Raw genomic sequence first — 25,199 nt, forward strand, 5'->3', positions numbered from 1 at the left:
TCTGATCTGATTATATTATCCTATTTTTATCTCTCAAATCTTCGGAATCGCCCGGATCCCTTCGGCAGAGGGTATGACCTTTGTCTGACAAATGGCGGGTGCATGACCCCTTTGTTTCCACTGGAGACCCCCTGCTTTTTCAAATAATACAATATGCCCGGATGATCCAGATCCGGGGCCGTGGTGGGATTATCCCGGGATCCTGTCCTGTTTCCTGAGGAACACCGGATCCGGTCGTCGGAGTGCGCCCTGACAGAATGGTCAGTTTTTTATATGGCCGCCCGTATCTTCTTTTTATGCGAAAACGACAGATAAACGCAATAATAAACATCGGATTGATCATATCTTTCTTTGTCGTAGGGCTCTCGTCGATAGTGCTTTTTTTCTTCCTTCCATCCGGGGGCGGGGGGTGGGGATGGGTCCATGCCGGCACCGGAGCGACGAACCTCAGGGTATTTCTCGGGGTTACCCGCGGCGACTGGGTGGACCTCCACAACATCACCGGTCTCCTCTTCATGGTCCTGATGGTCGTCCATATCGTCCTGCACATCCCATATTACCGGAACATCAGATCCTGCCTCTCTTCGGGCGAAAAAGAGACGTGCGACCGGGAGTGAGGGGGCGGTCGGGGCTGATGATATACTTTTATCATCATGTATCACCCCAAATTACATGATATAGCAATGTCGTGTACGATTATTGTCGGCGGATTTTTCGGGGATGAAGGAAAGGGCAAAATAGTGGCGCATATTGCCCACCAGGACCATCCCTCCATTATTTCCCGGGGCGGGGTCGGCCCCAATGCAGGCCACACTGTCACAGTCGGGGACCAGAACTACGGCGTGCGGATGATCCCGTCCGGTTTCGTCTACCCGAACGCAAAACTCTGCATCGGGAGCGGCGTCCTCGTCGATCCGCGTGTCTTCCTCCATGAGGTGGAGCTCCTTGACGTGGCGGACAGAACCTTTGTCGACGGCCGCTGCGGCATCATCGAGGAGGAGCACATAGCCAGGGACAGGGCAAGCGCCCATCTCTCGAAGAAGATCGGTTCGACCGGCACCGGCTGCGGCCCGGCAAACTCGGACCGCGTCCTGCGCATCTCCAGACAGGCAAAGGACGTCCCCGAACTCGCGCCCTATATCATCGATGTTGCCGAGGCTGTCAACGGCGCCATCGACGCGGAGGAGAATGTCCTCCTCGAAGGGACGCAGGGCTTTGGCATCTCCCTGTACTACGGGACCTATCCCTTTGTGACGAGCAAGGACACTTCCGCGTCCCAGATCGCCGCGGACAACGGTGTCGGCCCGACCAGGATCGACGATGTCATCGCCGTCTTCAAGGCCTACCCGACCCGCGTCGGCGAGGGGCCCTTCCAGACCGAGATGACCGCGGAGCAGTCGAACACCCTCGGCTTCCAGGAGTTCGGCACCGTCACCCACCGTCTCCGCAGGATCGGCGGCTGGGACGGGAAGATGGCCCGGTACTCGGCGATGATCAATGGCTGCACCATCGCCGCGATCACCGGCATCGACCATGTGGACCCGGCCTGTTTCGGTGCGACCTCGTACGATCAGCTCACCGAGAAGGCGATCGCCTTCCTCGACCAGGCCGAGAAGGACATCGGAGCACCGATAGGGCTCATCTCGACCGGCCCCGAGCTCTCGCAGATCGTCGACGTGAGGGATGAACTGTGAAGAGGTCCCTCCTCCCGATCCTCTGCTGCCCGGTCTGCAAGGGCGACCTCGAACTCCGCGTGGTCGAGGAGAAGGACGACGACGTCATTGAAGGCTCCCTTGTCTGCGGGGCCTGCGGGGTCGAGTACCCCATCAGGGAGAGCATCCCCAACCTCCTCCCGAAGACCGACCAGGACTGAATATGGACGTTTCCTGTGAGATCAGGCTCAATACTCGTGGTATAAACTCGATAGACCTCCCCGAACCCGTCAGTGCAGCGCCAGGCGACACGGTGTTAATCAGGCTCGTGAACGAGGGTTCCCCCCTCCACCTCACCCTCTCCGCAGCCGATGCCGGGAGGTTCACCGACTTCTGCCACGAAAACCTCTTTGTCGATACGACAGCCGAGGTGCCGATCTTTATCAGGAAAGATGTCTTCCCCGGGGCATTCGATATCGAGGTGATCACCGGGTACGGCACGAACCGGGCGAGGCTCGGTGTTGCCGTCAGTGAGCGGCCGAAACCTCCGGCCGAAGAACCGCCTCTCCCTGCTCCCGTGGCCGCAGAGCCCCGCCTGCCGGTGATCCCCTTTGCGGTCGTCGCCGCGGCCGCGCTCCTCTTTATCATCTATGCGGCCACGAAAATGGTCGCGTTTGAAGCCGCCGCTTTTATCGTCCTCGTTGCCGGGGTGCTCGCCGCATGGTTCCTGCGGCCCTGACCCTGGGTGCGGCCCTCGCCCTCGATCGGATCGTCGGCGACCCGCACACCCCCCTCCACCCTGTCGCCCTCTTCGGGCGGTTCGTGGGCTGGTGGGGGCGGCCGTCTCTCTATCCCGCCCCCCTCCAGCGGACGGCAGGAGTTGTGCTCTGGGCCGTCTCAGTCGTTCTCTTCGCCCTCCCCTTCTGGTGTGTCGAGAGTTTCGCGCCGGCCCTTCTCCTCCTCGTCTTCTCTCCCTTCCTTCTCAAGGCGACCTTTGCCTGGCGCTCCCTGGAGGAGCACGCGGGTGCGGTGGAGGCGGCCCTGACCTCGGGAAGTCTTGACGAGGGGCGCCGGGCGGCCGGGATGCTTGTCTCCCGGGACACCCGCGACCTCCCGGCCGAAGAGATCAGGTCGGCGGCGTACGAGTCGGTCGCAGAGAACCTCTCAGACTCGGTGATCGCCCCGCTCTTCTGGTTCGCCGTCTTCGCGCCCTTCGGCCTCGGCCTCACCGCGGCGGCCGTCTACAGGGCAATCAACTGCATGGACGCGATGCTCGGTTATACCGACGAGCGGGCACGCCTGGGCTGGTGCGCCGCACGGGCCGACGATATCGCAAACCTCCTCCCCTCCAGGGTATCGGGATGTGTCGGCCTCCTGTACTTCGGGTTGGAGGGGAGGTTCATGCCCGCGTGGCGTTGTCTCCTTGAAGACAGGCATAAAAGGCCGGGTTTCAATGGCGGGTGGCCGATGTCCGTCCTCGCCGGCGGGACAGGGGTGCGGTTCGCCAAGAGGGGTGTCTACCAGATCGGTCCGGGTGAGAAGAGCCTTGCAGCGGGTGGGGCCGATATAATCGGTTCAGTCCGCGGAATAACCCTCGTATTTTCGGTTTTTGCGATCATCGCACTATTTTTATGGGCATGACTGTCCAATAGATAGGAATAATGAAACTTGAGGAACTGAGGTACGGCACCGAGCTCCTGAAGCGGGGCTTTGCGTCCATGCAGAAGGGCGGGGTGATCATGGACGTGGTGAACGCCGAGCAGGCGCGGATCGCTGAAGAGGCGGGCGCCGTCGCGGTGATGGCCCTGGAAAGGGTTCCCGCGGACATCAGGAAGGCCGGCGGGGTGGCGCGGATGGCCGACCCCGAGAAGGTCCTCGAGATCATCGATACCGTCTCCATCCCGGTGATGGGCAAGGTGCGGATCGGCCACTTTGTCGAGGCGCAGGTCCTTGAAGCGATCGGTGTCGACATGATCGACGAGAGCGAGGTTCTGACCCCGGCCGACGAGGAGTACCACATCGACAAGGCACGCTTCACCGTGCCGTTTGTCTGCGGCGCCCGGAATCTCGGGGAGGCGATGCGCCGGATCAACGAGGGCGCGGCAATGATCAGGACGAAGGGCGAGGCCGGCACCGGCAACGTTGTCGAGGCCGTCCGGCACATGCGGGCTATCCAGGGCGAGATCAGGGAACTTGTCGGCATGGACGAGCAGGAACTCCGTGCCCGCGCCCGCGCGATCGAGGCGCCGTACGAGGTTCTTGCCGAGACGGTGAAGAGAGGCCGTCTCCCTGTCGTGAACTTCTCGGCAGGCGGGATCGCAACCCCGTCGGACGCCGCCCTGATGATGCAGATGGGCGCGGACGGCGTCTTCGTGGGCTCAGGGATCTTCAAGTCCTCGAACCCGGAGAAGATGGCGAAGGCGGTCGTCGAGGCCGTCCACCACTACACGGACGCGAAGCTCATCGCCGAAGTGAGTCGCGGCATCGGCGACCCGATGAAGGGCCTGGATATCCACGAACTGAAAGACGAAGAGAGGCTGCAGGAGCGTGGCTGGTAAGAAGGTCGGCGTCCTCGCCCTTCAGGGCGACGTCTCCGAGCATATCAGGGCCTTCGAGGAGGCCCTCGGCGGCGAGGGGGAGGTTGTCCCTGTCCGTTCCCCGGCCGATCTTGCGGGGTGCGACGCCCTTGCCCTGCCCGGCGGGGAGTCGACGACGATCGCCCGCCTGATCGACGAGAGCGGCCTCCGTGAGGCGATCAGCACCTTCGACGGCGGGATCTTCGCGACCTGTGCCGGAATGGTGCTGGTGGCAGCAGGGATCGGCGACACCCGCTTCACCCCTCTCGGCATCGTCGATATCGTCGTGGACAGGAATGCCTTCGGGCGGCAGCGCGAGTCCTTCGAGGCCGACCTCCTGGTGACGGGCCTCGACGCCCCCTTCCACGCGGTCTTTATCAGGGCGCCCCTCGCGGTCAGTGCCGGCCCCGGCGTGGAGGTGCTCGCCACCGTGCCGCAGGGGATCGTGGCGGTGCGGCAGGGGGAGCATATGGTCCTCTCCTTCCATCCCGAACTCGGCGGCGACCTCCGGCTCCACCGGATGTTCCTTGCCGGGCTCTGACAATATTTTTCTTTTTTTGGCCCGGAAGATACCGCGATAGCTGGTTTTCGATGGGTCTGTTTTGCTCTCCTCCTGTCAGGCAGGGTTCCTGAAAAAAAGTATTCACTCTGTCTGATTTCCGCGGGGCGGCTCGCTATATTTATTAATTGAACAAATAGATATATTAATAATATATGCCGCCTTCCATGATCACGATCCCCATGGAGCATAAGACCGCAGTAATTCCGATAACTTTCATCAAAGATCTCTTCAATGCAGGGAAAACCACGGGCCTTCCTGTGGTGGACGTCGTCGCCTTCGAGGCATATGGCTCGCTGATCAACCTGGGGAGGGGCTATCCCGGCGGGAGATACTCATCTGAAAAAGTCTGCATAAAGATGGATTTCCCGGGGAGAATCCATTACTATCGCCTTGACTGGATATGGGCGGGCGGGCTCTATGGTTCGAGGTTCAGCGGACCTTCGGAGACATGGGAGGGAGAGGATTTCGTGACAGACGACGCAGAGGTCTGTTACCTCCCTTCTCTGGACACCTCTGGAGATGCAGAGTTCAGGGACATCTTCGATGCCTCCCGATCCCCGCGGCACCGCTGTGCGTTGAAGGCATGGAAGAAGGGCGAAGACCTGGTCCTCAGGTTCACGTACGCAGAACAGCAGGAACCGGTTCCGGGGCTGGCATTACAGACGACAATACAATGCAGGACTGCCGATCCTGCGATGATCAAAATGGAAGATGCTCGTCTGAAACACTCCCTTCTTCTCCATCCGCAATGAGAAGGCGGTCACGCATTGCCCCGGCATACCACCGGAAACGGCTTTGTAGAATCGGTCATGAGTCGGGAGCACGCCTCAGGCATACCGCATGAAAACTGTTCTGAGGAGGTTCGTCTGGTCGACGTGCCTTCCCGCACGCTCGCGCCGGGGGCAGCGCCCCCGGCGTGAAGATGTGGGAAGGGTTGATGATCAGGCGTGCCGCCCTGACCGCAGAATCTTCACCGCCGTCTCACACCGGGGGGCGTTGCCCCCGGACCCTCCACGGATGAAGATAGCCGAGGGGCGGCAATTGAACAGTATCCTTCAGGTGCCCTGTTGCAAGGAGAGGAATCAAGTATCCCTCCGCACTCAGGAGAACTGCAACGAGAAATTTTCATCACGTATGCTTGAGCCAGGGGTTCATGCCTGATTCTACAGTGCCCAGGAAACCTTATTACATCAGCGATTTTCCCGGTCCTTTGTTTCCGTTTCCTGGGTTGCGTACTGGAACATGACGGAAAAACGTGTCCCGCCGCCTGATGAAAACCTGAGGGTTCCCCCGATCTGATCGGAAAGGGCCGATACCAGTCGCAGTCCGAGCGTCTCCTCATTGTCGATGGAGATATTGGCGGGCAGTCCGGTCCCGTCGTCCTCGACCCTGAGACTGAGTCGCCCCCCGGACTCCTGCCTCAGGCTGACCAGCACCCTGCCCTGGTCCCGTCCGGTAAAGGCGTGTTTGAAGGCGTTTGTCACAAGTTCATTGATGATCAGTCCGCAGGGGATGGCCGTGTCCGTGTCCAGGGCCACATCGTCGATGGCGGTCTCGACCCTGATCCCCGGTCCTGGTGTGTATGATGCCCTGATCTCAGAGCAGAGAGTTGTGATGTAGGCGTCGGCGCGGATGGAGGCGAGAATCTCAGACTGGTAGAGGTTCTCGTGGACAAGGGCCATTGCGGTGATCCTGCTCTCGCTTGCCTGCAGGCACCCGGCAATTTCCCTGTCTGCGACCGTCGCGGCCTGGAGAGAGAGGAGGCTTGCGACCTGCTGCATGTTGTTCTTCACCCTGTGGTGGATCTCCTTGAGAAGGGCCTCCTTTTCCAGGAGCGATCTTTTCAACTCCTTCTCGTACTCCCTCTGGACAGTGACGTCGACGAAGGAGACGATGCTCTTCTTCGTCTCCGGGATGACGGAGGCGGTCACGATGACATCGTGAGAGTTCCCCCCCGCATCGGTAAATGAGGAGAGATAGGTCTGCGGGGCGTCCGGGTCTCCATTGCACCGCCTCCTGTGGTATTCGAGCATCCTTTTCCCATCCTGTGGAGAGTAAAAAAGGCCCCAGGGGATTTTTCCCTCGATCTCATCCCTCCGGAGCCCTGAGAGGGTGACAAAGCCCGGGTTGGCACGCGAGATCGTCAGGTCTTCTTCGATGATCACCATTGCGGCTGCAGCCGCCTCGAAGATCGTCCTGTACAGCACCTCGGACTGCCTGAGGTTCTCCTCCATCTGTTTCTTTTCGGTGATGTCCCTGAGGACGAACTGGGTGGCCTGCCTGCCCTCGTAGGTGATCGGGACCATCGTCGACTCGGCATACACGGTCCCGCCGTCTGCCCTGCAGAGCCTGATCTCCTGGAAGTATGAGGACCAGACGCCGGTCTGGGTCTTGGTGAGTTCCTCGCGGACGGTCACCAGGGAGTCAGGGTGGATAAATGTCCAGAAGGGCATCTGCCCAAATTCGACAGGGCCCCTGATCCCGAGCACCCGGAGGGCGGCGGCATTCAGGTAGACGATCTGCCCGTCGCAGTAGATCCCGATAGCCTCGGGTGCGATGGCGACAAGGCTCTCGTACCTCTCTTCACTCTCCTCGAGCGCCCTGACTGTCTGCCTGTGCCGGGTGATGTCCTCTCCTGATGCGAGGATGGAGAATGCCTCCCCTTTTTCATCCCTGATCGGCTGGATCGTCCATACGATCTGCCGCTCCTCACCCTCCCTGGTCAGCACCGGGTTCTCGAAAGAAACGACCGTGCCGCGGTCGCTCTGGAGGGCCGAGGTGCATACCGAGACCACGGTCTCTCTCACCCGTGCAGGGAGGTAGTTCTCGGCCCAGTCCTGCCTGACGATCTCGTCCTCAGGGTACCCGAGGATGGTGCACCCCTTCCTGTTGATCGCCCTGACATGCATCCTGTCGTCGAGGATCAGGAGGATCACCCCGGCGACGTCCAGGTACTCCCGTGTCCGCGCTCTTTCCTCCTCTCTCTCCTTCTCTGCCTGTTTCCGCTGGCCGATATCGACGACCGTACAGACGGTCAGGTCGTCAGGTCCGGGTGCTGCCGAGAGGACGACCGGGATATGCCGGCCGTCCCGTGCGATGAACTCGGTCTCGATACCATTCCTGGATGCGTCGGCTTTCACCTCTCCCGGGAAGCGGGCGGCCTCCTCTTCCTGCCAGATATGGTCAAGGCGTTCCGGCCTCTCCCCGTCGTTATAGCCGAGCATCGAGAGAAACCTGTCGTTTTCCTCGGCAATGCTCCCGTCCTTCGCGAGGAGGAAGATGCCTGCTGAGGAAGCGTCGTAGATGCCCCGCAGGTTGCTCTCTTTCTCGCTCAGCCTGTACGAGAGGATAGCAGTGAGGGACCCGATGCCGACAAGGAGGACGGTGTTGATGAGCACTTCGGGAAAGTCCGTCCATCCGGGGATGAAGATGCGGTACAGGGCGAGATAGGTGGCGCCGGTGAGGAAGGCCGAGAGGATGCCGTAGCGCGGGTAGCGGTATGCGATGAGGACGACCGGGACATAGAGGGCCAACGATGTGATCCTGGTGATGCCGACGGAGAAGGCGTATGAAACGACGGAAAAACAGACCAGGGTAAAAAACGCGAGTGAGAAGGTACAGACATGAGGTCTTAACCTGCAGAATTCCAGACCCTTCCACTCTGTTCCCTGCATTCCACCAATATGATCCGGGCGGATGCGGGTAATATGTTTCTATTCGTGCTTTCCCGGGTTTCAGCCTGTCAGGTTGAGGAGGATCTTCTGGAGGTCGATCCAGATGATCAGGTCCTGATTCTGGGCCTTTCCTCCCTTTTCCTCCGCCTTCATCCTGATAATCCCCTTGACATACGCCTCCTTTGCAAGGGTGTCGTCCATCTGGACGATGTCGTCTTTTCCGACCCGCAGCACCGAGTGGACATCGTCGACGATGATCCCGGTGTTCGAGCCGTTTGCTGCATCAGGGACGAGGACGATGATCTTCCGTGTCGCGTTATCGTCCCTCTCGGCAAGGCCGAGAAGTCTGTTGAGGTTGAGGATGGTGGTGATCTCGCCCCTGAGGTTGATGATCCCGGCGATATGAGGTGCTGCACGCGGCACCGGGGTGATCGGGATCATCTCGACGATCTCCCGTGCGAGGCTGATATCGAGGGCATAATGGGTGCCCCCGATCTCGAACTCGACGACGTCTATGATCTCCATGGTGTCTACACCCTGAACTGCTTCATGGTGTCCTTCAGTTCTCCGGCCATGGAGTCGAGCTGGTGGGTGACGCTCCCGATCTCCTCTGTCGAGGCGCTTGCCTCCTCAGCGAGGGCGGCAAGGTCGCTCACCTGCTTCATCGTTTCCTGGGTCAGCCTGGTGCCGTTGTCGACGATCTGGACGACGGCGTTGCTCGTGTTTGCCTGGTCTTCGACGGCTTTTGCGATCTCGCTCATGTCATGGGTCACCTCGCTGGCACCGTCGACGATCTTGTTGAGGGCGAGGATGGCGTTGTTGACGCTCTCGACACTGGAGGAGATCTCGCTGTTGGCCGAGGTGATTGCGGTTGCCGTCTTCTCGCTCTTTGCCTGGATGGATGTGATGAGGTTCTCGATGTCGTTTGTCGCCTTCTTCGACTCGCCGGCGAGGTTCCTCACCTCTCCCGCGACGACGGCGAAGCCGCGGCCGTGCTCGCCCGCCCGTGCCGCCTCGATCGCGGCGTTGAGGGCGAGGAGGTTGGTCTGGTTGGAGATGTCGGTGATGAGTTTGACGATCTTGTTGATCTCCCGCATCTCCTGGGTCAGTTCGGTGATGTCCTTCACGCTCTCCTGTGCGATCTTCTCGACGACGGTGATCTTTGTGTTGGCCTCCTTGCCGAGTTTCTCCGCGTCTCTGCCCATCTTCGCGACGTTTTCCGCTCTTTCAAGGACTTCCTGCGAGGTGCTCGCCATCTCCTCGTTCGAGGCCGAAAGGTCGCTGATGCGGTGGCTGATCTCCTCCATCTGGGAGAGGAGGTCGCGGTTGAGGTCGGCGCACTTCTGGCCTGTGATCGCCACCTGTTCGGCGGCCTTCGCGATCTCGTCGGCACCTTTGCTTGCATCGGAAACCCCTGACTGCACCTGGTCCGCGGCCTGCTTGATCTGCGTGACGACGGCGGATGTCTTCCCGGCCATCTCGTTCAGGGACTCCTTGAATTTCTGGAAGTCGCCGGCGACGGCGATGTCGTCGGAGAACCTGACTGTGTAGTCGCCCACGGAAAACTTACCCGCGACCCGCATCGCCTCGTTCACAGGAGCGACGACGGCGTCCATCAGCTGGTTGACGCCCTCGACGACTTTTGCGAACTCCCCTGCGTGCTTCGAGGCGGCGGCCCGGGTGGACAGCCTCCCCTCCCTTCCGGCTTTTGCGAGCGTGTTCGCGTCGTTCACGAGTTCCTGGATCGCCTCTTCCATGGAGGTGAATGCCGGGATCAACTGGTCGTTCTCCGAGCGTTTTCCGACTGCCTTCAGATCCTTCAGGTCGGAGAGGTCGCCCCTGCTGATATTGACTGCGATGCCCTGGATATGGAGGAGACGGTCCTGGACGGCGTTGATCTCCGCCGCGATCACTGCATAGCCGCCCGGGTAGTTTCCTTCGACCTTCCGGGTATAATCGTTCTGTGCGGTCCTCTGGAGAACGGCACTGCCTTCCCTCAGGCTCTCAAGGCCATCGATGCAGCTGTTGAAGCTCTCGACGAGTTTTTTGAACTCTCCTCTGTACCCGGTGGCGTCGACCTTCTCCGGGATCTGGCCCTTTCCAATAAGTTCGGCATCCCGTGCGGCGCCCTGGAGAGGAACGACCACTGCTTCGAGAATCCCGTTGACGCTCTTTGCGATCTCCAGGAAGTCACCCTCGGCGTCGAGGTTGGTGCGGACGGAGAGGTTTCCGTTCCGTGCCTCCTCGCCGACGTGGAGGAGGTCCTGCACGGTCTGCTTCTGGGCGGTGATGTCGGGGAAATATTCAATCGCACCGATGGTCCGGTCATTTTCATCACGATAGGCCACGCCGGTGGCTCCGATCCAGCGACCTCCACCGAGGGGAATATCGATTGTGTTCGTCCGTCCCTCCTCTATTGCCACCCGGCAGGGGCAGGACTTCGTGTTGCAGACACTGGTCTTATAGAGGTCGTAGCAGTGTTTGCCGATGCAATCCTCTTTCTTCTTGCCGAGGAGGGCTGCTGCGGCCGCGTTCATGTACAAAACTCTGTAGTCCCGGTCGACGATATGGAAGGGGAAGGGGATGAGGTCCACTCCCTGGAGGACGATTCCTGCCTGCTGCTCCACATCGTCTGTCGCCTGCTCTGCATCCTGTGTTTGTGCCTTTTCCTGTGATTTCATGGTCTCTCTTCTCCCTGGTGATGGGCGGTTTGGGGCCCGGTCTTCCTGGAGGCAGGGGTGTGAGCCTGCCGTCGGGGTCCGGGCCTCTGGCGCGCCTGACTTTCACATTTGCCTATCAATATTGATAGGCGGTTCTGATGACAGATCATGGCCGTTTCATTATATAATCATTTTGCTTTTGCATGCAGTATTGATAGGCAGTTTTCGTAATAACTATAAATCTAGAGTGCTGATGAATGAAAACCAGGAAGGATTAACCCGTGTCACGTACTCCAGAAGATCCGGCAGGAGAATGCTCGCGGATCATCGAGCTCCTCCGTGAAGAGCCGCGGGGCCTCTCCACCTCCGAGATCTCGCGGCGACTCGGGATGAACCGGAACTCGGTGGCGAAGTACCTGAATATGCTCGTCGTCTCCGGTCGCCTCGATATGCAGGAGGTCGCCGTCGCGAAGGTCTACTACCTCTCCCACCGCGTGCCCATCTCTGCCATGCTCGACTTCTCCTCAGACCTCATCCTCGTCCTCGACAGTGCGGGGAGGGTGGTGCAGGCCAATGACAACTTCCTCTCCTTCACCGGCCTCGGGCGCGGCGAGGTCGCGGGCAGGGATATCGGCTCCCTGGACATCCCCCTCCTCGCCCCCCTCCTTGAGGCCGGGCTGATGCGAGTGGCGCTTGCCGGGAAGGAGCGGGCCGACGAGGTCCGGTTCGAAAAAGATGGAAAAGATCTCTATTTTGTCGTGAAACTCGTCCCGACCGTCTTTGATGACGGTGGGGCCGGCGTGACCGTCATCATGGAGGACGTCACCGCGTCGCGGCAGGTGCTGCAGGAGAAGGAACGCCTGCTTGCGGAGATCCACCAGAGGGTGCGGAACAACCTCCAGCTCATCTCCAGCCTTCTCGCCCTGCAGGCCGGGAGCATGGGGGAGGGTGCTGGGCGCGAGATCATCAGGAAAACCGAAGGACGTCTTGGCGTCCTTGCACGGGCCCATGACCATCTCGATCGCTCTCCCGACCATGCCCGCGTCGGCCTCGGGGCGTATCTCGCAGACCTCCTCGCCGATAGTGCGGCCGCCGCTGACTACCCGGCCGACCTGGTTGCCACCCGTGTCGTCCCGTCCGATCTCTCCCTCAGGCTCGATGCGGCGATCCCTGTCGGCTTGATCGTGAACGAACTTGTCTCGAACGCGTGCGCCCATGCCTGTCTGGCAGGCGCGCCCGGTTGCGTCCTGGTCTCCGCCCTTGACGACGGCGCCGCTCTCACTCTTGTCGTCGAGGACGAAGGGTCAGGGATGCCAGCAGGCTTTGACCCTGTGACTGACGGTTCTCTCGGCCTCACCCTGGTCAGGACCCTGGTGACCGAGCAACTCGGGGGCCGGATGGCGATCTCAGGCAGCGGTCCGGGCACGCGTGTCATTGTCACGGTCCCTCACGGGGGCGAGACGCCGTGAAGGTGCTGGTCGTGGAGGACGCTGCGATCATCGCCCTCGATGTTGCAAACCGGGTAAAGAGACTGGGGCATACGGTGACGGGAACGGCGGCTACGGCCGCTCTTGCCCTGGAAAAAGCCCGTGAGACCTCTCCCGATATCGCCCTGATGGACATCAACCTGAAGGGAGACCAGGACGGGATCGAGGCCGCCTCCCTTCTTGCCGGCGAACTCGGGATCAGGTGCATCTTCGTCACCGCATACTCTGACAGGGGAATGAGGGAACGGGCTCTCGCGGTCCGACCTCTCGGCTATATTGTCAAGCCGATCCGGGATGCTGAGCTGAAAGCGGCCCTTGCGGCTGCTGGGGCCGCGCTCGGCGCGGTTGATTGAGCAAGGCCCCTTTTATTCTCACATCCGCAAAAAAGGTAATGTGAACCGGGATCAGGCGCGGCTCACCTGCTCCCTGATCACTTTCTGGAGGTCAATCCAGATGATCAGGTCGCTCTCCGGCTTATTTTTTGTATCCTCTCCGTTTCCGGTCCGTATGACGCCCCTGACGTACGCCTCCCTCGCCATCGCCTCGTCCATCGGGGCGACGTCACCCTCACCGACCTGCCGCACCGTGTGGACGTCGTCGACGATGATGCCGGTGTTTGATCCGTTTGCCGCCTCCGGTACGAGGACGATGATCTTCTGCGTCTCGCGTCGCCCCTCTCCGGGGAGGCCGAGGAGAGTGTTGAGTTTTAAGATGGTGGTGATCTCGCCCCTGAGGTTGATGATCCCGGCAATATAGGGTGGTGCCCTCGGCACCGGGGTGATCGGCACCATCTCGACGATCTCGCGTGCCAGGAGGATGTCGAGGGCGTACCTGGTGCCCCCGATCCCGAACTCGACGACGTCGACTGTCTCTGCCACTGTCCCGCCCCCTCAGATCCTGAACTTCTTCACCGAGGACTTCAGGTCCCCGGCCATCCCGGTCAGTTCGTGCACGGCGTTGTCGATCTCCTCTGTCGAGGCGCTTGACTCCTCTGCGAGGGCGGCAAGGGCCTCCACCTCGGCCATGTTCTCCTTGGTGAGCCTGGTCCCTTCGTCGACGATCTTGACGACGGCATTGCTCGTGTTCGCCTGGTCTTCGATGGCCTTTGCCATCTCGCCCATGTCGCGGGTCACCTTGCCGGCGCCGTCGACGATCCTGTTGAGGGCGAGGATGGCGTTGTTGACGCTCTCGACACTGGAGGAGATCTCGGTGTTGGCCGAGGTGATCGCGGTGGCTGTCTTCTCGCTCTTTGCCTGGATGGATGTGATGAGGTTCTCGATGTCGTTCGTCGCCTTCTTCGACTCGCCGGCGAGGTTCCTGACCTCGCCCGCGACGACGGCGAAGCCGCGGCCGTGTTCGCCCGCCCGTGCCGCCTCGATCGCGGCGTTGAGCGCGAGGAGGTTGGTCTGGTTCGAGATGTCTGTGATGAGTTTGACGATCTTGTTGATCTCCCGCATCTCCGCGGTCAACTCGGTGATGCTCTGGACGCTCTCCTGTGCGCTCTTCTCGACGGCCGTGATCTTTGTGTTAGCATCCTTTCCGAGTCTTTCTGCGTCCATGCCAATCTTTGCGACGTTTTCCGCTCTCTCAAGGACGTCCTGCGAGGTGCTGGCCATCTCCTCGTTCGAGGACGAAAGATCCGCGATACGCCTGCCGACCTCCTCGATCTTCTGGAGCGTCTCCTTAGAGAGGTCGGCGCAGGTCTGGCTCGTGATCGCCACCTGCTCGGCGGCTTTTGCCAGCTGGTCCACGCCCTTGTTCGACTCCGACGTGCCGTAATCGACCTGTTCGGCGATATGCTGGATGTCCCTGATGGTTTCGGCCGTCCTGTCGGCCATGTTGTTCAGGGCGTCCTTGAACTTCTGGAAGTCTCCGGCGACGGCGAGGTCGTCGGAGAACTTCTTTGTGTAGTCTCCGCCGGCATAGTGGTCGGTGACCCGCATCGCTTCGTTGACCGGGGCTACGACCGAGTCGAACAACTGGTTGACGCCATCGACGACTTCGGCGAACTCTCCCTGGTGCTTCGAGGCATCGGCACGGGTGGACAACTTCCCCTCCCTGCCGGCCTTTGCGAGCATGTTCGCGTCGTCCACGAGCCTCTGGATCGCTTCCATCATCGCGATGAAGGCCGGGACCATCTGATCGTTCTTCGACCTCCGCCCAATGCGCCTGAATGCTTCGAGGTCTTTCAGGTCGCCCTGGCTGATATTGCCCACGGCGTCCTGCAGGTGGAGGAGACGGTCCTGGACGACATTGATCGCCTCTGCGATCCTGGCATAGCCGCCAGGGTAATTCCCGTCGACCTTCACGGTGTAATCGTTCTGTGCGGTCCTCTGGAGGACGGCATAGCCCTCTCTCAGGCTCTGCAGGCCGTCGGTGCAGTTGTTGAAGCTCTCCGCGAGTTTTCTGAAATCCCCTTTGTACTGCGTTGCGTCAACCTTTTCCGGGATCTGGCCCATTCCGATGAGTTCGGCATCCTTTGCGGCACCCTGGAGGGGCACGATCACGGTGTCGAGGAGGGCGTTGACATCCTGCACGAGGGCCCTGTACCCTCCCTTATGCCGGGCGGCATCTGCACGCATCGAGAGTCTCCCGTCCTTGCCGGCCCCGACGAGCATGGCGACGTCTTTCAGCATCAGGTCGAGGGACTCGAGGGTCGCTGCCGTCGCCCTGTCGATGCCGGCGATCAGGGGTGCAACCTTCTCCGTGTACCGGTCTGTCGCCCCCATCGTGAGGTTGACCTCTGTGTTGCCGGCCGCGACCCTGGTGAGGTTCTCCGAGATCCTCCGGGTCTCGGCCTCCAGGAACGCGGTGACCCTTGCCATTGCGGTGATGTCCTGCAGGATCTCGACGTGGCCGATCTGTGCGCCCGTGGCATCGGTCAGGTAGGCGGCATCGATCTGGATGCTCTTTCCGTGCTCCTCGAAGATCGTTCTCTTCTTTCCACCCCTGAGGGCGGCGATGCCGCACTGTTCGGTGCTGCAGGCCGCACCTTTGCATGAACTGCAGTGCTTTCCAAGGTCCTTCTTTCTGTCGAGGTTCAGCAGGGACTCGAGTGCCCTGTTCATGAACGTCCAGTTCATCTCCATGTCGGTGACTGAGATGGGAAAGGGGATCTCGTCGAGGATGGTCTCATACCGCCCCATCTTCGCCTCTGCCTCTGCTAGTCTCTCTTTGAGCCGGGTGTTCTCCTGCTCGCAGTCTTCGGGTGTCGTTGTCTGCTTGGTCATTGATGGTCCTCGCTGATCCGGGCTGCATGCCATAACGGGGGTATATTCAGGATTTTTCTGCATATGCCTGCACGCCTGGCAACGAAATCTCTATCCGCGCCGCAGAATCGAATAAATTAATTGGTTGATACTATATTTGTTGATTGCTCTTTTTTCAACATGATTAAGTTAATAATCTGTAGATTTTTATTTTGAATAGCCTGTGAAATGAAGAATCAGGGCGGATTCTAACGTTTTTAAAAGTGATGAAACCGGCACAGCCGTCAGGACAGGAGGTTCGTCTCCCGTGTGTTCTTCATTCGAGAAGAGGGCGTGCGATTTTTCCCGCATTCTCGCGGCAGAAGAAAGAGGTGGTTCGTGAAAATTTTTGTCTATCGCAGGCCGTCGACGCCTTCGGCGATGAGCGTCACCGCGAGGGCCGCAAGGACCATCCCGAAGACGTCGGTCATGACACCGCTTATCGTCTCGCCGAGGGCCTGCTGGATGACATCTGCATACCTGAGGGTGAGCCAGGTCAGTACCAGGCAGAGGAGGACGGCCGGGACGGTGACCAGGATGCCAAGTTTTGTCGAGAGGAGGATCGCCGTCGTGATCGAACCCGGCCCGCAGATGAGGGGAGTGCCGACGATCACCCCGATGTTCTGCTGCTGCCCTCCCTCCGGTGGCGTGTACTCGATCCCGAGCGCCTGTTGCATCCCGACGATCAGGAGGAGGACGCCCCCTGCGACCTCGAAACTCGGGAGGGTGATGCCCAGGATATCGAAGATCAGGGAACCGAAGATGAGGAAGGTGAAGAGAAGTCCGCCTGCCACGGCAGTGGCTATGGTGGCCTGCCTGGTCTTCTCCTCCGTCCTGTAGCCCCGGGTGAGCCCGAGAAAGGTCGGGACCACCAGGAGGGGGTGGAGGATGATGAAGAGGGTGACAAACGCGTACGCGAAGGCGGCGAGGGGGTCGTCCATAGGTCTCCAGTATATGTCCCGCGAGGATATATCCTGTCCGCGGCCCTCACCAGCCAAGCCCCATCGCCCCTTCGGCGATAAGTTTGACAGCGATCGCTGCAAGGAACATGCCGAGGACCCTGGCCACGATATCGGTGATCGTGCTGCCGAGTACGCGGAGGATCGCGGCGGCGTACCTGAGGATGAGCCAGGTGACGCCAAGGCAGAGGAAGAGGGCGACGCCGGTGACGACAGGGTTGATCTCTGTCGAGAGAAGGATCACCGTCGTGATCGCGCCCGGGCCGCAGAGGAGGGGCGTGCCGATGATCACCCCGGCCATGTTCTGCCGGCTCTTCTCGTCATGGGCGAACTCGATGCCGAGGGCCTCCTGCATGCCCAGGATGAAGAGGAGGATGCCGCCGGCGACCTGGAAACTGGCGAGGGTGATGCCCAGAACGTCGAAGATCAGGGACCCGAAGATAAGGAAGATGAAGAGGAGTACGCCCGCGACGACGACGGCGATACCTGCCTGTCGTGCCTTCTCCTCGGCCGGCCTCTCTTTCGTGAGCCCCACGAAGATCGGGACAGAGAGGAGGGGATCGAGGATGATGAAGAGCGTGGCGAAGGCGTAGAGGAGGGAGGGGAAGAAATCTGCCATAACCCCCTGTATGGTCCCGGAGAGATATATCTTTCAGGAGGGCAGAGGTTTTTCATCCCGGCCGGGGCGTTTTTTCTCCGTACCGCCTGCACAGGCAGCGAGGAGCGCCGCGGTCCCGTGTCGCCCCCATTTCGTGAAGTTTTTCCCTCCTGCTTCCCTCATCTTTCTGATGACCGAAGGCGACGTGATATCTCTCCTGATCGTCGACGACGACCCGTGCGTCCGTGAGCGTGAGCAGGCATTCCTGGAAGGGACAGGCAGGTTCTCCTGCGCAACCGCCGTTTCGGCCGAAGACGCTCTCCTCCTCCTGCCGGGACGGTTCGACGCCGTCGTCTCCGACTTCGAGATGCCCGGCCTCACCGGCATCGCCTTCCTCCGGGTCCTCAGGTTGCGGGGCATATCCCTGCCTTTCGTCCTGTATACCGGGAAAAGCCGCGACTCGGTGCTCGAAGAGGCCCTTGCCGCTGGGGCGTCCTTCTATGTAAGAAAAGGCGGGGGGACGCGGGCTGAGATGGTGGAACTCGCCCACGCCGTGCGGGTGGCCGTCAACCTCAGAGCATCTTCTTTTTGATGAGGACGAAGACGAGCAGGGCCGAGATGACCATCGAGACCCCGATGATGGCGGCGAAGGCGAGGGGACTGTCCTGGAGGGGGATGCCGACGTTCATCCCGAAGAAACTCGCGATCATCGTCGGCACGGCAAGGACGATCGTCACCGAGGCGAGGAACTTCATCACGATGTTGAGGTTGTTCGAGATGATCGAGGCGAAGGCGTCCATCGTCCCGGAGAGGATGTTCGAGTAGATGTTCGCCATCTCGATGGCCTGTTTGTTCTCGATGATGACGTCCTCCAGGAGGTCCTCGTCCTCGGGGAACATCCGCATCGGCTTGGAGCGGAGGATCTTTTCGAGCACCACCTCGTTGCTCTTCAGGGAGGTGGAGAAGTAGACCAGCGACTTTTCCAGGTTCAGGAGCTGGATCAGTTCCTCGTTCCTGAGGGAGAGGTGGAGTTCCTTCTCGACCTCGTAACTCCTCTTGTCGATCTGCCTGAGGAAGTTCAGATAGTAGGAGGCGTTCCTGTACAGGATCTGGAAGAGGAAACGCGTCTTTTTGAAGGTGTAGAAGGTCTTCACCTTCCCGGCGATGAAATCACGGAGGATAGGGATGTCCTGGATGCAGATGGTGAGGATATAGTCCTCGTTCATCGCGATACCGAGGGGTATGGTCGAGTACGTCCCTGCGGGCTCGCCTTCCACCCGGAACGGGATGTCGATCAGGATGAGGGTCTTCCCCTCCTCGGTCTCCATGCGGGGCCTCTCTTCATCATCGAGGGCGGCCCTGATGTCTTCTGCGGCCATACCTATGATCCCGGCGGCCCGGGCGATTTCGGCCTCGTCGGGCGCCGTGCAGAAGATCCAGGAGCCAGGTTCGACGATGTCCAGTTCCTCGATGAACAATCCGTCTACGTTCTGTCTGGTCTTGAAGATCTGGAGCATGGCATCACCTGCAGGAAGGACGTTCCTGCAGGTATGGATCTGTCCTGAAGGGAGATGAAGATGATGACCCGGGAAAAGGCTCCGGAAAATCGCCTCTGAAAAATATCGCGGGTGTTTTTTCGGGCGACCTGAGAAAAAAAGAAAAAAAATTAGAGGAACAGGGGGGCGAAGACCACTGCAACGATGCTCATGAGCTTCAGGAGAATGTTGAGGGCCGGGCCCGAGGTGTCCTTGAAGGGGTCGCCGACGGTGTCGCCGGTCACACCGGCCTTGTGGGCGTCGGAGCCCTTGCCACCATAGTGTCCCTGTTCGATGTACTTCTTGGCGTTGTCCCAGGCGCCGCCGGCGTTCGCCATTGTGATGGCGAGCATGAAGCCGGAGACCAGGGAACCTGCAAGGAGGCCGCCGAGGGCTTCCTTGCCGAGCACGACGCCGATGAGGAGCGGAGCGATGATCGCTAGGAGGCCCGGTGCGATCATCTCCCTCAGGGCGGAGTTGGTGGAGATGGCGATGCAGGACTCGTAGTCCGGGTCTGCCTTGCCTTCCATCAGGCCCTTGATCTCCTTGAACTGGCGGCGGACCTCGACGACGATCTCGTATGCGGCCCGTCCCACGGCCATCATGGTCATGGAGGAGAAGAGGAACGGGAGCATGGCGCCGATCAGCAGGCCGATGAAGACCGGGGTGCTGAGGATGTCGATGGTGATGGTCGGTGCGTCAACCGGGCTGACTGCGTGGGCATATGCGGAGAAGAGAGCGAGGGCAGTGAGTGCCGCGGAGCCGATGGCAAAGCCCTTGCCGATGGCGGCGGTGGTGTTGCCGACGGCGTCGAGGGTGTCGGTGATCTCACGCACCTGCGGATCCTGGTGGGACATCTCGGCGATACCGCCGGCATTGTCGGCCACAGGCCCGTAGGCGTCGACCGCGAGGGAGATGCCCAGGGTGGCGAGCATACCGACAGCCGCGATGGCGATGCCGTACAGCCCGGCGAACTGGAATGCGAAGAAGATCGCGACACCGATGATGATCACCGGGAAGAGCGTGGACTCCATGCCCTTGGCAAAGCCGGTGATGATGTTTGTCGCGGCCCCGGTCTGGCAGGACTTTGCGATCTCGAGGGTCGGCTTCCTGTCAAAGGAGGTGTAGTATTCGGTGATCTGGCCGATGAGGAAACCGGCGATAAGACCGGCGATGGTGGCGACGAAGATTCCGAAGCCGTACTCGCCGAGCATTGCGTTCGTGATGAAGTAGGTGGAGATCACGACAAGGACGAGGGCGACGAGAAGGCCCTTGTTGAAGGCCAGGTGGATCGCGCTCGACTCGGCCTTGTTCGTCGTGACGAAGAGGGAACCGATGATGGATGCGACGATACCGACCGCGGCGATGATGATCGGGAGCAGGATGACGTTCATCGGGTCGATGTTCGGGAAGGCGACCGCAGCGGTCGCGGCGCCGAGGAGCATCGTAGCGATGACGGAACCGACATAACTCTCGTACAGGTCGGCGCCCATGCCGGCGATGTCGCCGACGTTGTCACCGACGTTGTCGGCGATGACGGCGGGGTTGCGCGGGTCGTCTTCGGGGATGCCGGCCTCGACCTTGCCGACGAGGTCGGCACCGACGTCTGCGGCCTTGGTGAAGATGCCGCCGCCGACACGGGCGAAGAGGGCGATCGAAGAGGCGCCGAGGGAGAACCCGGCAAGGATGTTCACGACGTCAGCCTGCGGTGCAGCCGGCATGATGGCAGAGAGGCCGATGAAGGCGACCGAGAGCCCGAAGAGCCCGAGGCCGACGACCGACATGCCCATGACCGAGCCGCTGGCAAAGGAGACCTTGAAGGCCTCGGTAATGCCGCGGCGGGCGGCGTTTGTGGTCCGCACATTCGCGTGGGTGGCGGTGTACATGCCGATGTAGCCTGCGGTCGCCGAGAGGCCGGCGCCGAGAACGAAGCAGGCCGCGGTGAGGGGCCCGCTCGGCAGCAAGAATGCAAGGACAACAGCAAGGACAACGACGAAGACGGCGATGGCCTTGTACTGGCGGTTCAGGTATACCATCGCGCCAGTGTGGATCGCTGCAGCGATCTTTTTCATGACCTCGGTGCCCTCTCCTTCCTTTTTGACCTTCATGTAGGAGTAACCTGCAAAAAGAAGGCCCAGGAGAGCACACAGGGGTGCGAGATAGATGATTCCATCCATGTTTTTCTATCCTCCGAGAAGCGATTTCACATCAAAACTCGGCAATCTATTCCTCTATCTATGAGGCACTTCAATAATAAAAAGCGAGCGATTCCCCTGATCCGTCCGGGTGTTCCGGGGGTACCTGATGCGGTGTCGGCGGTCAGGGAAGGCGTGCCGGTTCGCCGGGCTGGCTGAAGTCGAGCATCTCGTAGTTCATCGTCGGAAGGTCCAGGACAACCGCCTGCGCCGGCGTCGGCACGGTGTTCATCTGCTTCTGGAAGGCGGTCTGGGACTGCCAGGTGCCTGCGTTGACCATGAGGACGCCCCTGTACTTTTTGATGCCGGAGATGTGGACGTGGCCGGTGAAGAGTACCTCGGGGACCGGGTCGATGACCAGGGGATCGCGTTCTGCCGGTGCGATCGGGGTCCGCAGCCCGAAGGTCGGGGCGAGGTGGCGCCGCTTCAACATCTCTTCCATGATCTCTTCGGGGTGGCTGTACGAGGCGCCCGGGATCATCCCGATCATGTCGTCGTACGACCTGCCGTGGTACATCAGGATGCGGACCCCCTGCAGGGAGACAAGGGCCGGGTTCTCGACCCAGATGCAGTTGTCCGGGTATCCTTCCCTGAACTCCTGCGGGATCGCGGGCTGGGGCTCGGCGCCCCGCACGACGTCGTGGTTGCCGGGAGAGAGGACGATCCTGAGCCACGGGGGGAGGGCGGAGAGCATCTCCCCGAAGGCCAGATACTGCCTGTAGATATTTTTGATCACGAGTTCCCTGTCCTGACCCGGATAGATGCCGATCCCGTCCACGAGGTCGCCGGCGATGAGGAGGTAGCCGATCTCCGGGTGCTCCCCGAGCCATGCGGCGAAGCGGTGCCAGGCGTCTTCCAGGAAGGTGTTGGAGCCAACGTGGACGTCGGAGATGAGGACGGCGCGGCCGGGCTCTTCAGAATGGAAGGGTGCGTTCGAGATGGGGATGTCGGGCCGCACCAGGGTGTCGGCAAAGAAGAGGTTCCCGTCGTTGGAGAGTTTGCCCTTCACCCCGATCACCTCGTCGGGGAGGAGTTTCTCGGCCTCCTCGAAGCCCTCCCTGCTTTTGTTGAAGAGCACCCGCATCGTGGCGGTCGGGTCTTCGACGTTGGCCATCTTGTTCCCGTTGGCCGTGGACCGCACCTCGGAGACCATCGCGATGAAGGACGCCTCCTCATCACGGTACCGGCCGGTTCTCTGGAGCGCCTCGATCGGGACAGGCTGGATCCTCCCCTTGAGAAAGCCGGAGAGGTGGGTGAACCTGTTCCTGAAGTAGGTGACGTACTCCTCGAAGTCCCGTATGCAGCCGCAGCTTCCGTCCTTGCCCTGGAGAACTTCGAGGTGGGGGTCGGCGAGGAAGCGTGTCCCGTCCCGCTCTTTCTTCTGTGCCGGGATGCAGTCGGGGGAGACGATAAAGGCGCCGGGTGGGATGGCCGCGATGATGCGGTCGATGAGGGCGGGGTCGTCCTGCTCCCTGATGTAGCGGACCACCTCGGGGGCCACCAGCAGGTCGGTCCTCAGGAAACGGGCGACGATCTCCTCCTCGCAGAGCATCGGTATCTTGTTGGGCGTACGCCCTCATCATAGTCTCGGTGCAGGAGGGGAGGGCGGGAAAATTTGGGTAATGGGAAAACTTTATCGCCGCCGCGGGCGAGTACCGGGCATGGCGGAGATCGATGGGTTTGAGCTCCCGGCACGGAAATCTGAACTTTTAAAGGTCATTTCTCTCCGGGGCGGGGCGATGAGGACAAACGAGGTCGCCTGTGAACTTTGCGTCTCTCCTTCGACGGCGACGAAGGCGCTCGGCGACCTAGCGCGCGAGGGCTATCTGGAGCACACGCCCTATCACGGCGTCCGCCTGAGTGCGAAGGGAGAAGAATATGCCCGTTTCCTCGTCCGCCGCCACCGCGTCGTCTCCCTGGCTCTGAGCCGTTTCGGGCTCTCCCCCGACGAAGCGTGCCAGGAGGCGAAGAACATCGAGGGCCATGTCTCGCGGCTCCTCGTTGATCGGATCTGCGCGTCTCTCGGCCATCCGGTGATGAGCGGGTGCGGCCCTATCGAGCATGATGGTGACTGCTGTCCCGGTGTGCGGTGAGGCGCGGAAGGCGTATATAGGGGCCCTGTAATATTTGGATAGATACCAAATCTGGAGTTTCCCATCATGATGCCAGCAGTGCCATACGGGGGACTGGCGCTCTGCGGCGTCGTCTTCGTCTTTCTGTCCGTCCTTGCCTCGGGCTGCACAGCTCAGGCGCCTGCCGATGGTAAGATGCTCGTCGCCGTGACCATTCCACCCCAGGCCGAATCTGTCGGAGCGATCGGGGGCGACCGAGTCGACGTGCTCGTCCTCGTCCCGCCGGGCGCAAGCCCGCACACCTATGAGTTGACGCCGGGTCAGCTCGCCGACCTCTCCCGCGCCCGCCTGTATGCGGCTGTCGGGTCGGGCGTCGAGTTCGAGACGGCGTGGATGGAGAGAATCCGGGAATTGAACCCGGATATGGCGGTCGTGAACTGTTCTGAAGGAGTCGCGCTCCTTCCCGATGGCGACCCGCATATCTGGCTCTCCCCCGCGAACGCGAAGATAATGGCCGAGAATGTCTGCGACGGTCTGGTCGCGGCCGATCCTGCCGGGAAGGAGGTCTATGAGGCGAACCTTGCGGCCTACCTCGGCCGCCTCGACGCCCTGGACGCCGCGGTCAGGTCCGAGGTCGGGGACTCGGGCTGCCAGGCCTTCCTGGTCTCGCATGCCTCCTGGGCCTACTTTGCCCGCGACTACGGGCTTGTCCAGATCCCGATCGAGGAGGGCGGCAAGGATCCGTCGCCCCGGCAGATCGAGGAGATCGTCGTCAGGGCGCGGGCCGGAAACATCTCTGTCGTCTTTGCTGCGCCCGAGGCGAGCAACCGGAGCGCCCGCGTCATCGCCGACGAGATCGGTGGCCGGGTCGTCCCGCTGAGCCCTCTTGCAGGGAACTACACGGAAAACCTCAGGGCGGCGGCCGCGGCGATTGCAGGGTCGGTCTGATGGGGGGGCCGGTCATCGACCTCTCCGGGGTCTCTGTCTCCCTTGGCGGCCGCCCTGTCCTGGAGGGCGTCAACTGGAAGGTGATGCCCGGCGACTTCTCCGCGGTCATCGGGCCGAACGGCGGGGGGAAGACAACCCTGCTGCGGGTGATCCTGGGACTTGTCGACCCCGCGGCAGGGACGGTGCGGGTGCTCGGGGGGAGTCCCGCGGAGAGGCGCCATCTCCTCGGTTATGTCCCCCAGTACCGCACTTTTGACTTCAGCTACCCGGTGAGCGTGCTGGAGATGGTCCTCTCCGGCCGCCTCGGCCATGTGCGGGGTTTTCCACGGAGGTACAGTCGCGAAGACCGGGAGATGGCCGCCTCGGCGCTCCGGACGATGGGGATCGCCGACCTTGCCGATCGGGAGATCGGCCGCCTTTCGGGCGGGCAGCAGCAGAGGGCGATCATTGCGCGGGCCCTTGCCGCCGGCCCGGAGGTGCTCATTCTGGACGAACCGACCGTCTATGTGGACTCCCCGACAGGCGACCACTTCATGGAGATCCTGGACGGCCTGCGGGAGACGATGACTATCGTCCTGGTCACCCACGATATCGGCGCCCTCTCATCCCATGTGACGAAGGTCGCGTGCCTGAACAGGAAACTCTATACGCACAACGACGCCCGGATCACCGGCGACATGATCGAGGCGGCCTATGGCTGCCCTGTCGACCTCATTGCCCACGGCCTGCCGCACCGCGTCTTTGCCGAACACGGAGAGGGTGAAGAACCGTGATGGAGGTCTTCGCCTATGACTTCTTCAGGAACGCCATTGCCGCCGGCCTCCTTGCGAGTGTTGCCTGCGGCATCGTCGGCACCTATGTGGTCGTCAAGCGGATGGTCGCCCTTGCCGGCGGCATCTCCCATACGGCCTTCGGCGGGATAGGCCTCGGCTATTTCCTGGGGATCGATCCTCTCATCGGGGCGATGGGCTTCACCGTCGCCTCGGCTATCGGGATAGGAGAACTGTCCCTCTCCCGGAAACAGCACCTCGAT

The 25,199-nt window shown here is 61.1% G+C and carries 25 protein-coding genes; 15 read left to right on the forward strand and 10 right to left on the reverse strand.

Annotated features, from left to right (window positions below; genetic code table 11):
- Window positions 1-296: 296 nt before the first annotated feature.
- The 8 genes from PHP59_RS04925 (at window position 297) to PHP59_RS04960 (ending at window position 5,542) form a co-directional block, all read left to right on the forward strand.
- Window positions 297-617 (forward strand): DUF4405 domain-containing protein, encoded by a 321-nt coding sequence (locus PHP59_RS04925; RefSeq protein WP_300164467.1) that lies wholly within the window; start codon window positions 297-299, stop codon window positions 615-617.
- Window positions 618-683: 66 nt separating this feature from the next.
- Complete coding sequence (locus PHP59_RS04930) at window positions 684-1,694, forward strand: adenylosuccinate synthetase (RefSeq protein ID WP_300164470.1); 1,011 nt, start codon at window positions 684-686, stop codon at window positions 1,692-1,694.
- Complete coding sequence (locus tag PHP59_RS04935) at window positions 1,691-1,873, forward strand: methytransferase partner Trm112 (protein ID WP_298666679.1); 183 nt, start codon at window positions 1,691-1,693, stop codon at window positions 1,871-1,873. Before PHP59_RS04930 ends, PHP59_RS04935 begins: the two co-directional genes overlap by 4 nt.
- A gap of 2 nt (window positions 1,874-1,875) precedes the next feature.
- The gene (locus PHP59_RS04940) at window positions 1,876-2,391 is read left to right on the forward strand and encodes a hypothetical protein (RefSeq protein WP_300164473.1); all 516 of its coding nucleotides are present in this window, start codon (window positions 1,876-1,878) and stop codon (window positions 2,389-2,391) included.
- Entirely contained in the window at window positions 2,373-3,293 is a 921-nt protein-coding gene (gene cbiB, locus PHP59_RS04945) for an adenosylcobinamide-phosphate synthase CbiB (RefSeq protein ID WP_300164476.1), read from the forward strand. The genes PHP59_RS04940 and cbiB overlap by 19 nt, the downstream gene beginning before the upstream one ends.
- 20 nt (window positions 3,294-3,313) lie before the next feature.
- Window positions 3,314-4,210 carry a pyridoxal 5'-phosphate synthase lyase subunit PdxS gene (gene pdxS / locus PHP59_RS04950; protein WP_300164479.1) on the forward strand — a complete coding sequence of 299 codons (897 nt, stop codon included), beginning with the start codon at window positions 3,314-3,316 and terminating at the stop codon, window positions 4,208-4,210.
- A complete protein-coding gene (gene pdxT / locus PHP59_RS04955; protein WP_300164482.1) occupies window positions 4,200-4,769 on the forward strand; it encodes a pyridoxal 5'-phosphate synthase glutaminase subunit PdxT in 570 nt (189 codons plus the stop codon). Before pdxS ends, pdxT begins: the two co-directional genes overlap by 11 nt.
- Before the next feature lie 185 nt (window positions 4,770-4,954).
- Window positions 4,955-5,542, forward strand: a complete 588-nt coding sequence (locus PHP59_RS04960) for a hypothetical protein (RefSeq protein WP_300164485.1) — start codon at window positions 4,955-4,957, stop codon at window positions 5,540-5,542.
- A gap of 438 nt (window positions 5,543-5,980) precedes the next feature.
- Here PHP59_RS04960 and PHP59_RS04965 read toward each other — a convergent pair whose 3' ends face one another.
- The 3 genes from PHP59_RS04965 to PHP59_RS04975 are packed head-to-tail and all read right to left on the reverse strand — an operon-like array spanning window position 5,981 to window position 11,145.
- Window positions 5,981-8,464 (reverse strand): PAS domain S-box protein, encoded by a 2,484-nt coding sequence (locus PHP59_RS04965; protein WP_300164488.1) that lies wholly within the window; start codon window positions 8,462-8,464, stop codon window positions 5,981-5,983.
- Between the two features lie 60 nt (window positions 8,465-8,524).
- On the reverse strand, window positions 8,525-8,989 hold the full coding sequence (locus tag PHP59_RS04970) for a chemotaxis protein CheW (RefSeq protein WP_300164491.1): 465 nt from the start codon (window positions 8,987-8,989) through the stop codon (window positions 8,525-8,527).
- A gap of 5 nt (window positions 8,990-8,994) precedes the next feature.
- Window positions 8,995-11,145, reverse strand: a complete 2,151-nt coding sequence (locus PHP59_RS04975; RefSeq protein ID WP_300164494.1) for a methyl-accepting chemotaxis protein — start codon at window positions 11,143-11,145, stop codon at window positions 8,995-8,997.
- 260 nt (window positions 11,146-11,405) lie between these two features.
- On the opposite strand from PHP59_RS04975, the gene PHP59_RS04980 reads away from it, so the two are divergent.
- Window positions 11,406-12,593, forward strand: coding sequence for a histidine kinase dimerization/phosphoacceptor domain -containing protein (locus PHP59_RS04980; protein ID WP_300164497.1), 1,188 nt, complete (start codon window positions 11,406-11,408; stop codon window positions 12,591-12,593).
- A complete protein-coding gene (locus PHP59_RS04985; RefSeq protein WP_300164500.1) occupies window positions 12,590-12,964 on the forward strand; it encodes a response regulator in 375 nt (124 codons plus the stop codon). The genes PHP59_RS04980 and PHP59_RS04985 overlap by 4 nt, the downstream gene beginning before the upstream one ends.
- Before the next feature lie 51 nt (window positions 12,965-13,015).
- Here PHP59_RS04985 and PHP59_RS04990 read toward each other — a convergent pair whose 3' ends face one another.
- The 4 genes from PHP59_RS04990 to PHP59_RS05005 all read right to left on the reverse strand — a co-directional run bounded on the left by PHP59_RS04990 (window position 13,016) and on the right by PHP59_RS05005 (window position 17,437).
- Window positions 13,016-13,489, reverse strand: a complete 474-nt coding sequence (locus tag PHP59_RS04990) for a chemotaxis protein CheW (RefSeq protein WP_300164503.1) — start codon at window positions 13,487-13,489, stop codon at window positions 13,016-13,018.
- A gap of 12 nt (window positions 13,490-13,501) precedes the next feature.
- Window positions 13,502-15,841 carry a methyl-accepting chemotaxis protein gene (locus PHP59_RS04995; RefSeq protein ID WP_300164506.1) on the reverse strand — a complete coding sequence of 780 codons (2,340 nt, stop codon included), beginning with the start codon at window positions 15,839-15,841 and terminating at the stop codon, window positions 13,502-13,504.
- A 371-nt stretch (window positions 15,842-16,212) separates the two neighbouring features.
- A complete protein-coding gene (locus PHP59_RS05000; protein ID WP_300164509.1) occupies window positions 16,213-16,800 on the reverse strand; it encodes a MarC family protein in 588 nt (195 codons plus the stop codon).
- A gap of 46 nt (window positions 16,801-16,846) precedes the next feature.
- Window positions 16,847-17,437, reverse strand: coding sequence for a MarC family protein (locus tag PHP59_RS05005; protein ID WP_300164512.1), 591 nt, complete (start codon window positions 17,435-17,437; stop codon window positions 16,847-16,849).
- A 169-nt stretch (window positions 17,438-17,606) separates the two neighbouring features.
- Between PHP59_RS05005 and PHP59_RS05010 the strand changes: the two genes are divergently transcribed.
- Window positions 17,607-18,008 carry a response regulator gene (locus PHP59_RS05010; RefSeq protein ID WP_300164515.1) on the forward strand — a complete coding sequence of 134 codons (402 nt, stop codon included), beginning with the start codon at window positions 17,607-17,609 and terminating at the stop codon, window positions 18,006-18,008.
- Here the strand turns inward: PHP59_RS05010 and PHP59_RS05015 are convergent.
- From PHP59_RS05015 to PHP59_RS05025, 3 genes are all read right to left on the reverse strand, one after another.
- Window positions 17,989-18,933: a magnesium transporter CorA family protein gene (locus tag PHP59_RS05015; RefSeq protein ID WP_300164518.1), complete on the reverse strand. Its 945-nt coding sequence runs from the start codon at window positions 18,931-18,933 to the stop codon at window positions 17,989-17,991. The two genes, PHP59_RS05010 and PHP59_RS05015, sit on opposite strands and share 20 nt — an antisense overlap.
- Before the next feature lie 149 nt (window positions 18,934-19,082).
- Window positions 19,083-21,128, reverse strand: a complete 2,046-nt coding sequence (locus tag PHP59_RS05020) for a sodium-translocating pyrophosphatase (protein WP_300164521.1) — start codon at window positions 21,126-21,128, stop codon at window positions 19,083-19,085.
- Between the two features lie 142 nt (window positions 21,129-21,270).
- Window positions 21,271-22,698, reverse strand: a complete 1,428-nt coding sequence (locus PHP59_RS05025) for a DNA-directed DNA polymerase II small subunit (protein ID WP_300164525.1) — start codon at window positions 22,696-22,698, stop codon at window positions 21,271-21,273.
- A gap of 109 nt (window positions 22,699-22,807) precedes the next feature.
- Here PHP59_RS05025 and PHP59_RS05030 point away from each other — a divergent pair, with 109 nt between their 5' ends.
- The 4 genes from PHP59_RS05030 to PHP59_RS05045 form a co-directional block, all read left to right on the forward strand.
- Entirely contained in the window at window positions 22,808-23,239 is a 432-nt protein-coding gene (locus PHP59_RS05030; RefSeq protein ID WP_300164529.1) for a metal-dependent transcriptional regulator, read from the forward strand.
- A gap of 66 nt (window positions 23,240-23,305) precedes the next feature.
- Window positions 23,306-24,166: a zinc ABC transporter substrate-binding protein gene (locus PHP59_RS05035; RefSeq protein WP_300164532.1), complete on the forward strand. Its 861-nt coding sequence runs from the start codon at window positions 23,306-23,308 to the stop codon at window positions 24,164-24,166.
- Window positions 24,166-24,939, forward strand: coding sequence for an ABC transporter ATP-binding protein (locus PHP59_RS05040; protein WP_300164535.1), 774 nt, complete (start codon window positions 24,166-24,168; stop codon window positions 24,937-24,939). The genes PHP59_RS05035 and PHP59_RS05040 overlap by 1 nt, the downstream gene beginning before the upstream one ends.
- A partial coding sequence (locus PHP59_RS05045) for a metal ABC transporter permease (RefSeq protein WP_366943728.1) occupies window positions 24,939-25,199 on the forward strand: 261 nt, incomplete at its 3' end. The genes PHP59_RS05040 and PHP59_RS05045, both read left to right, overlap by 1 nt.

This window comes from Methanofollis sp., assembly GCF_028702905.1.
Classification (GTDB): domain Archaea; phylum Halobacteriota; class Methanomicrobia; order Methanomicrobiales; family Methanofollaceae; genus Methanofollis.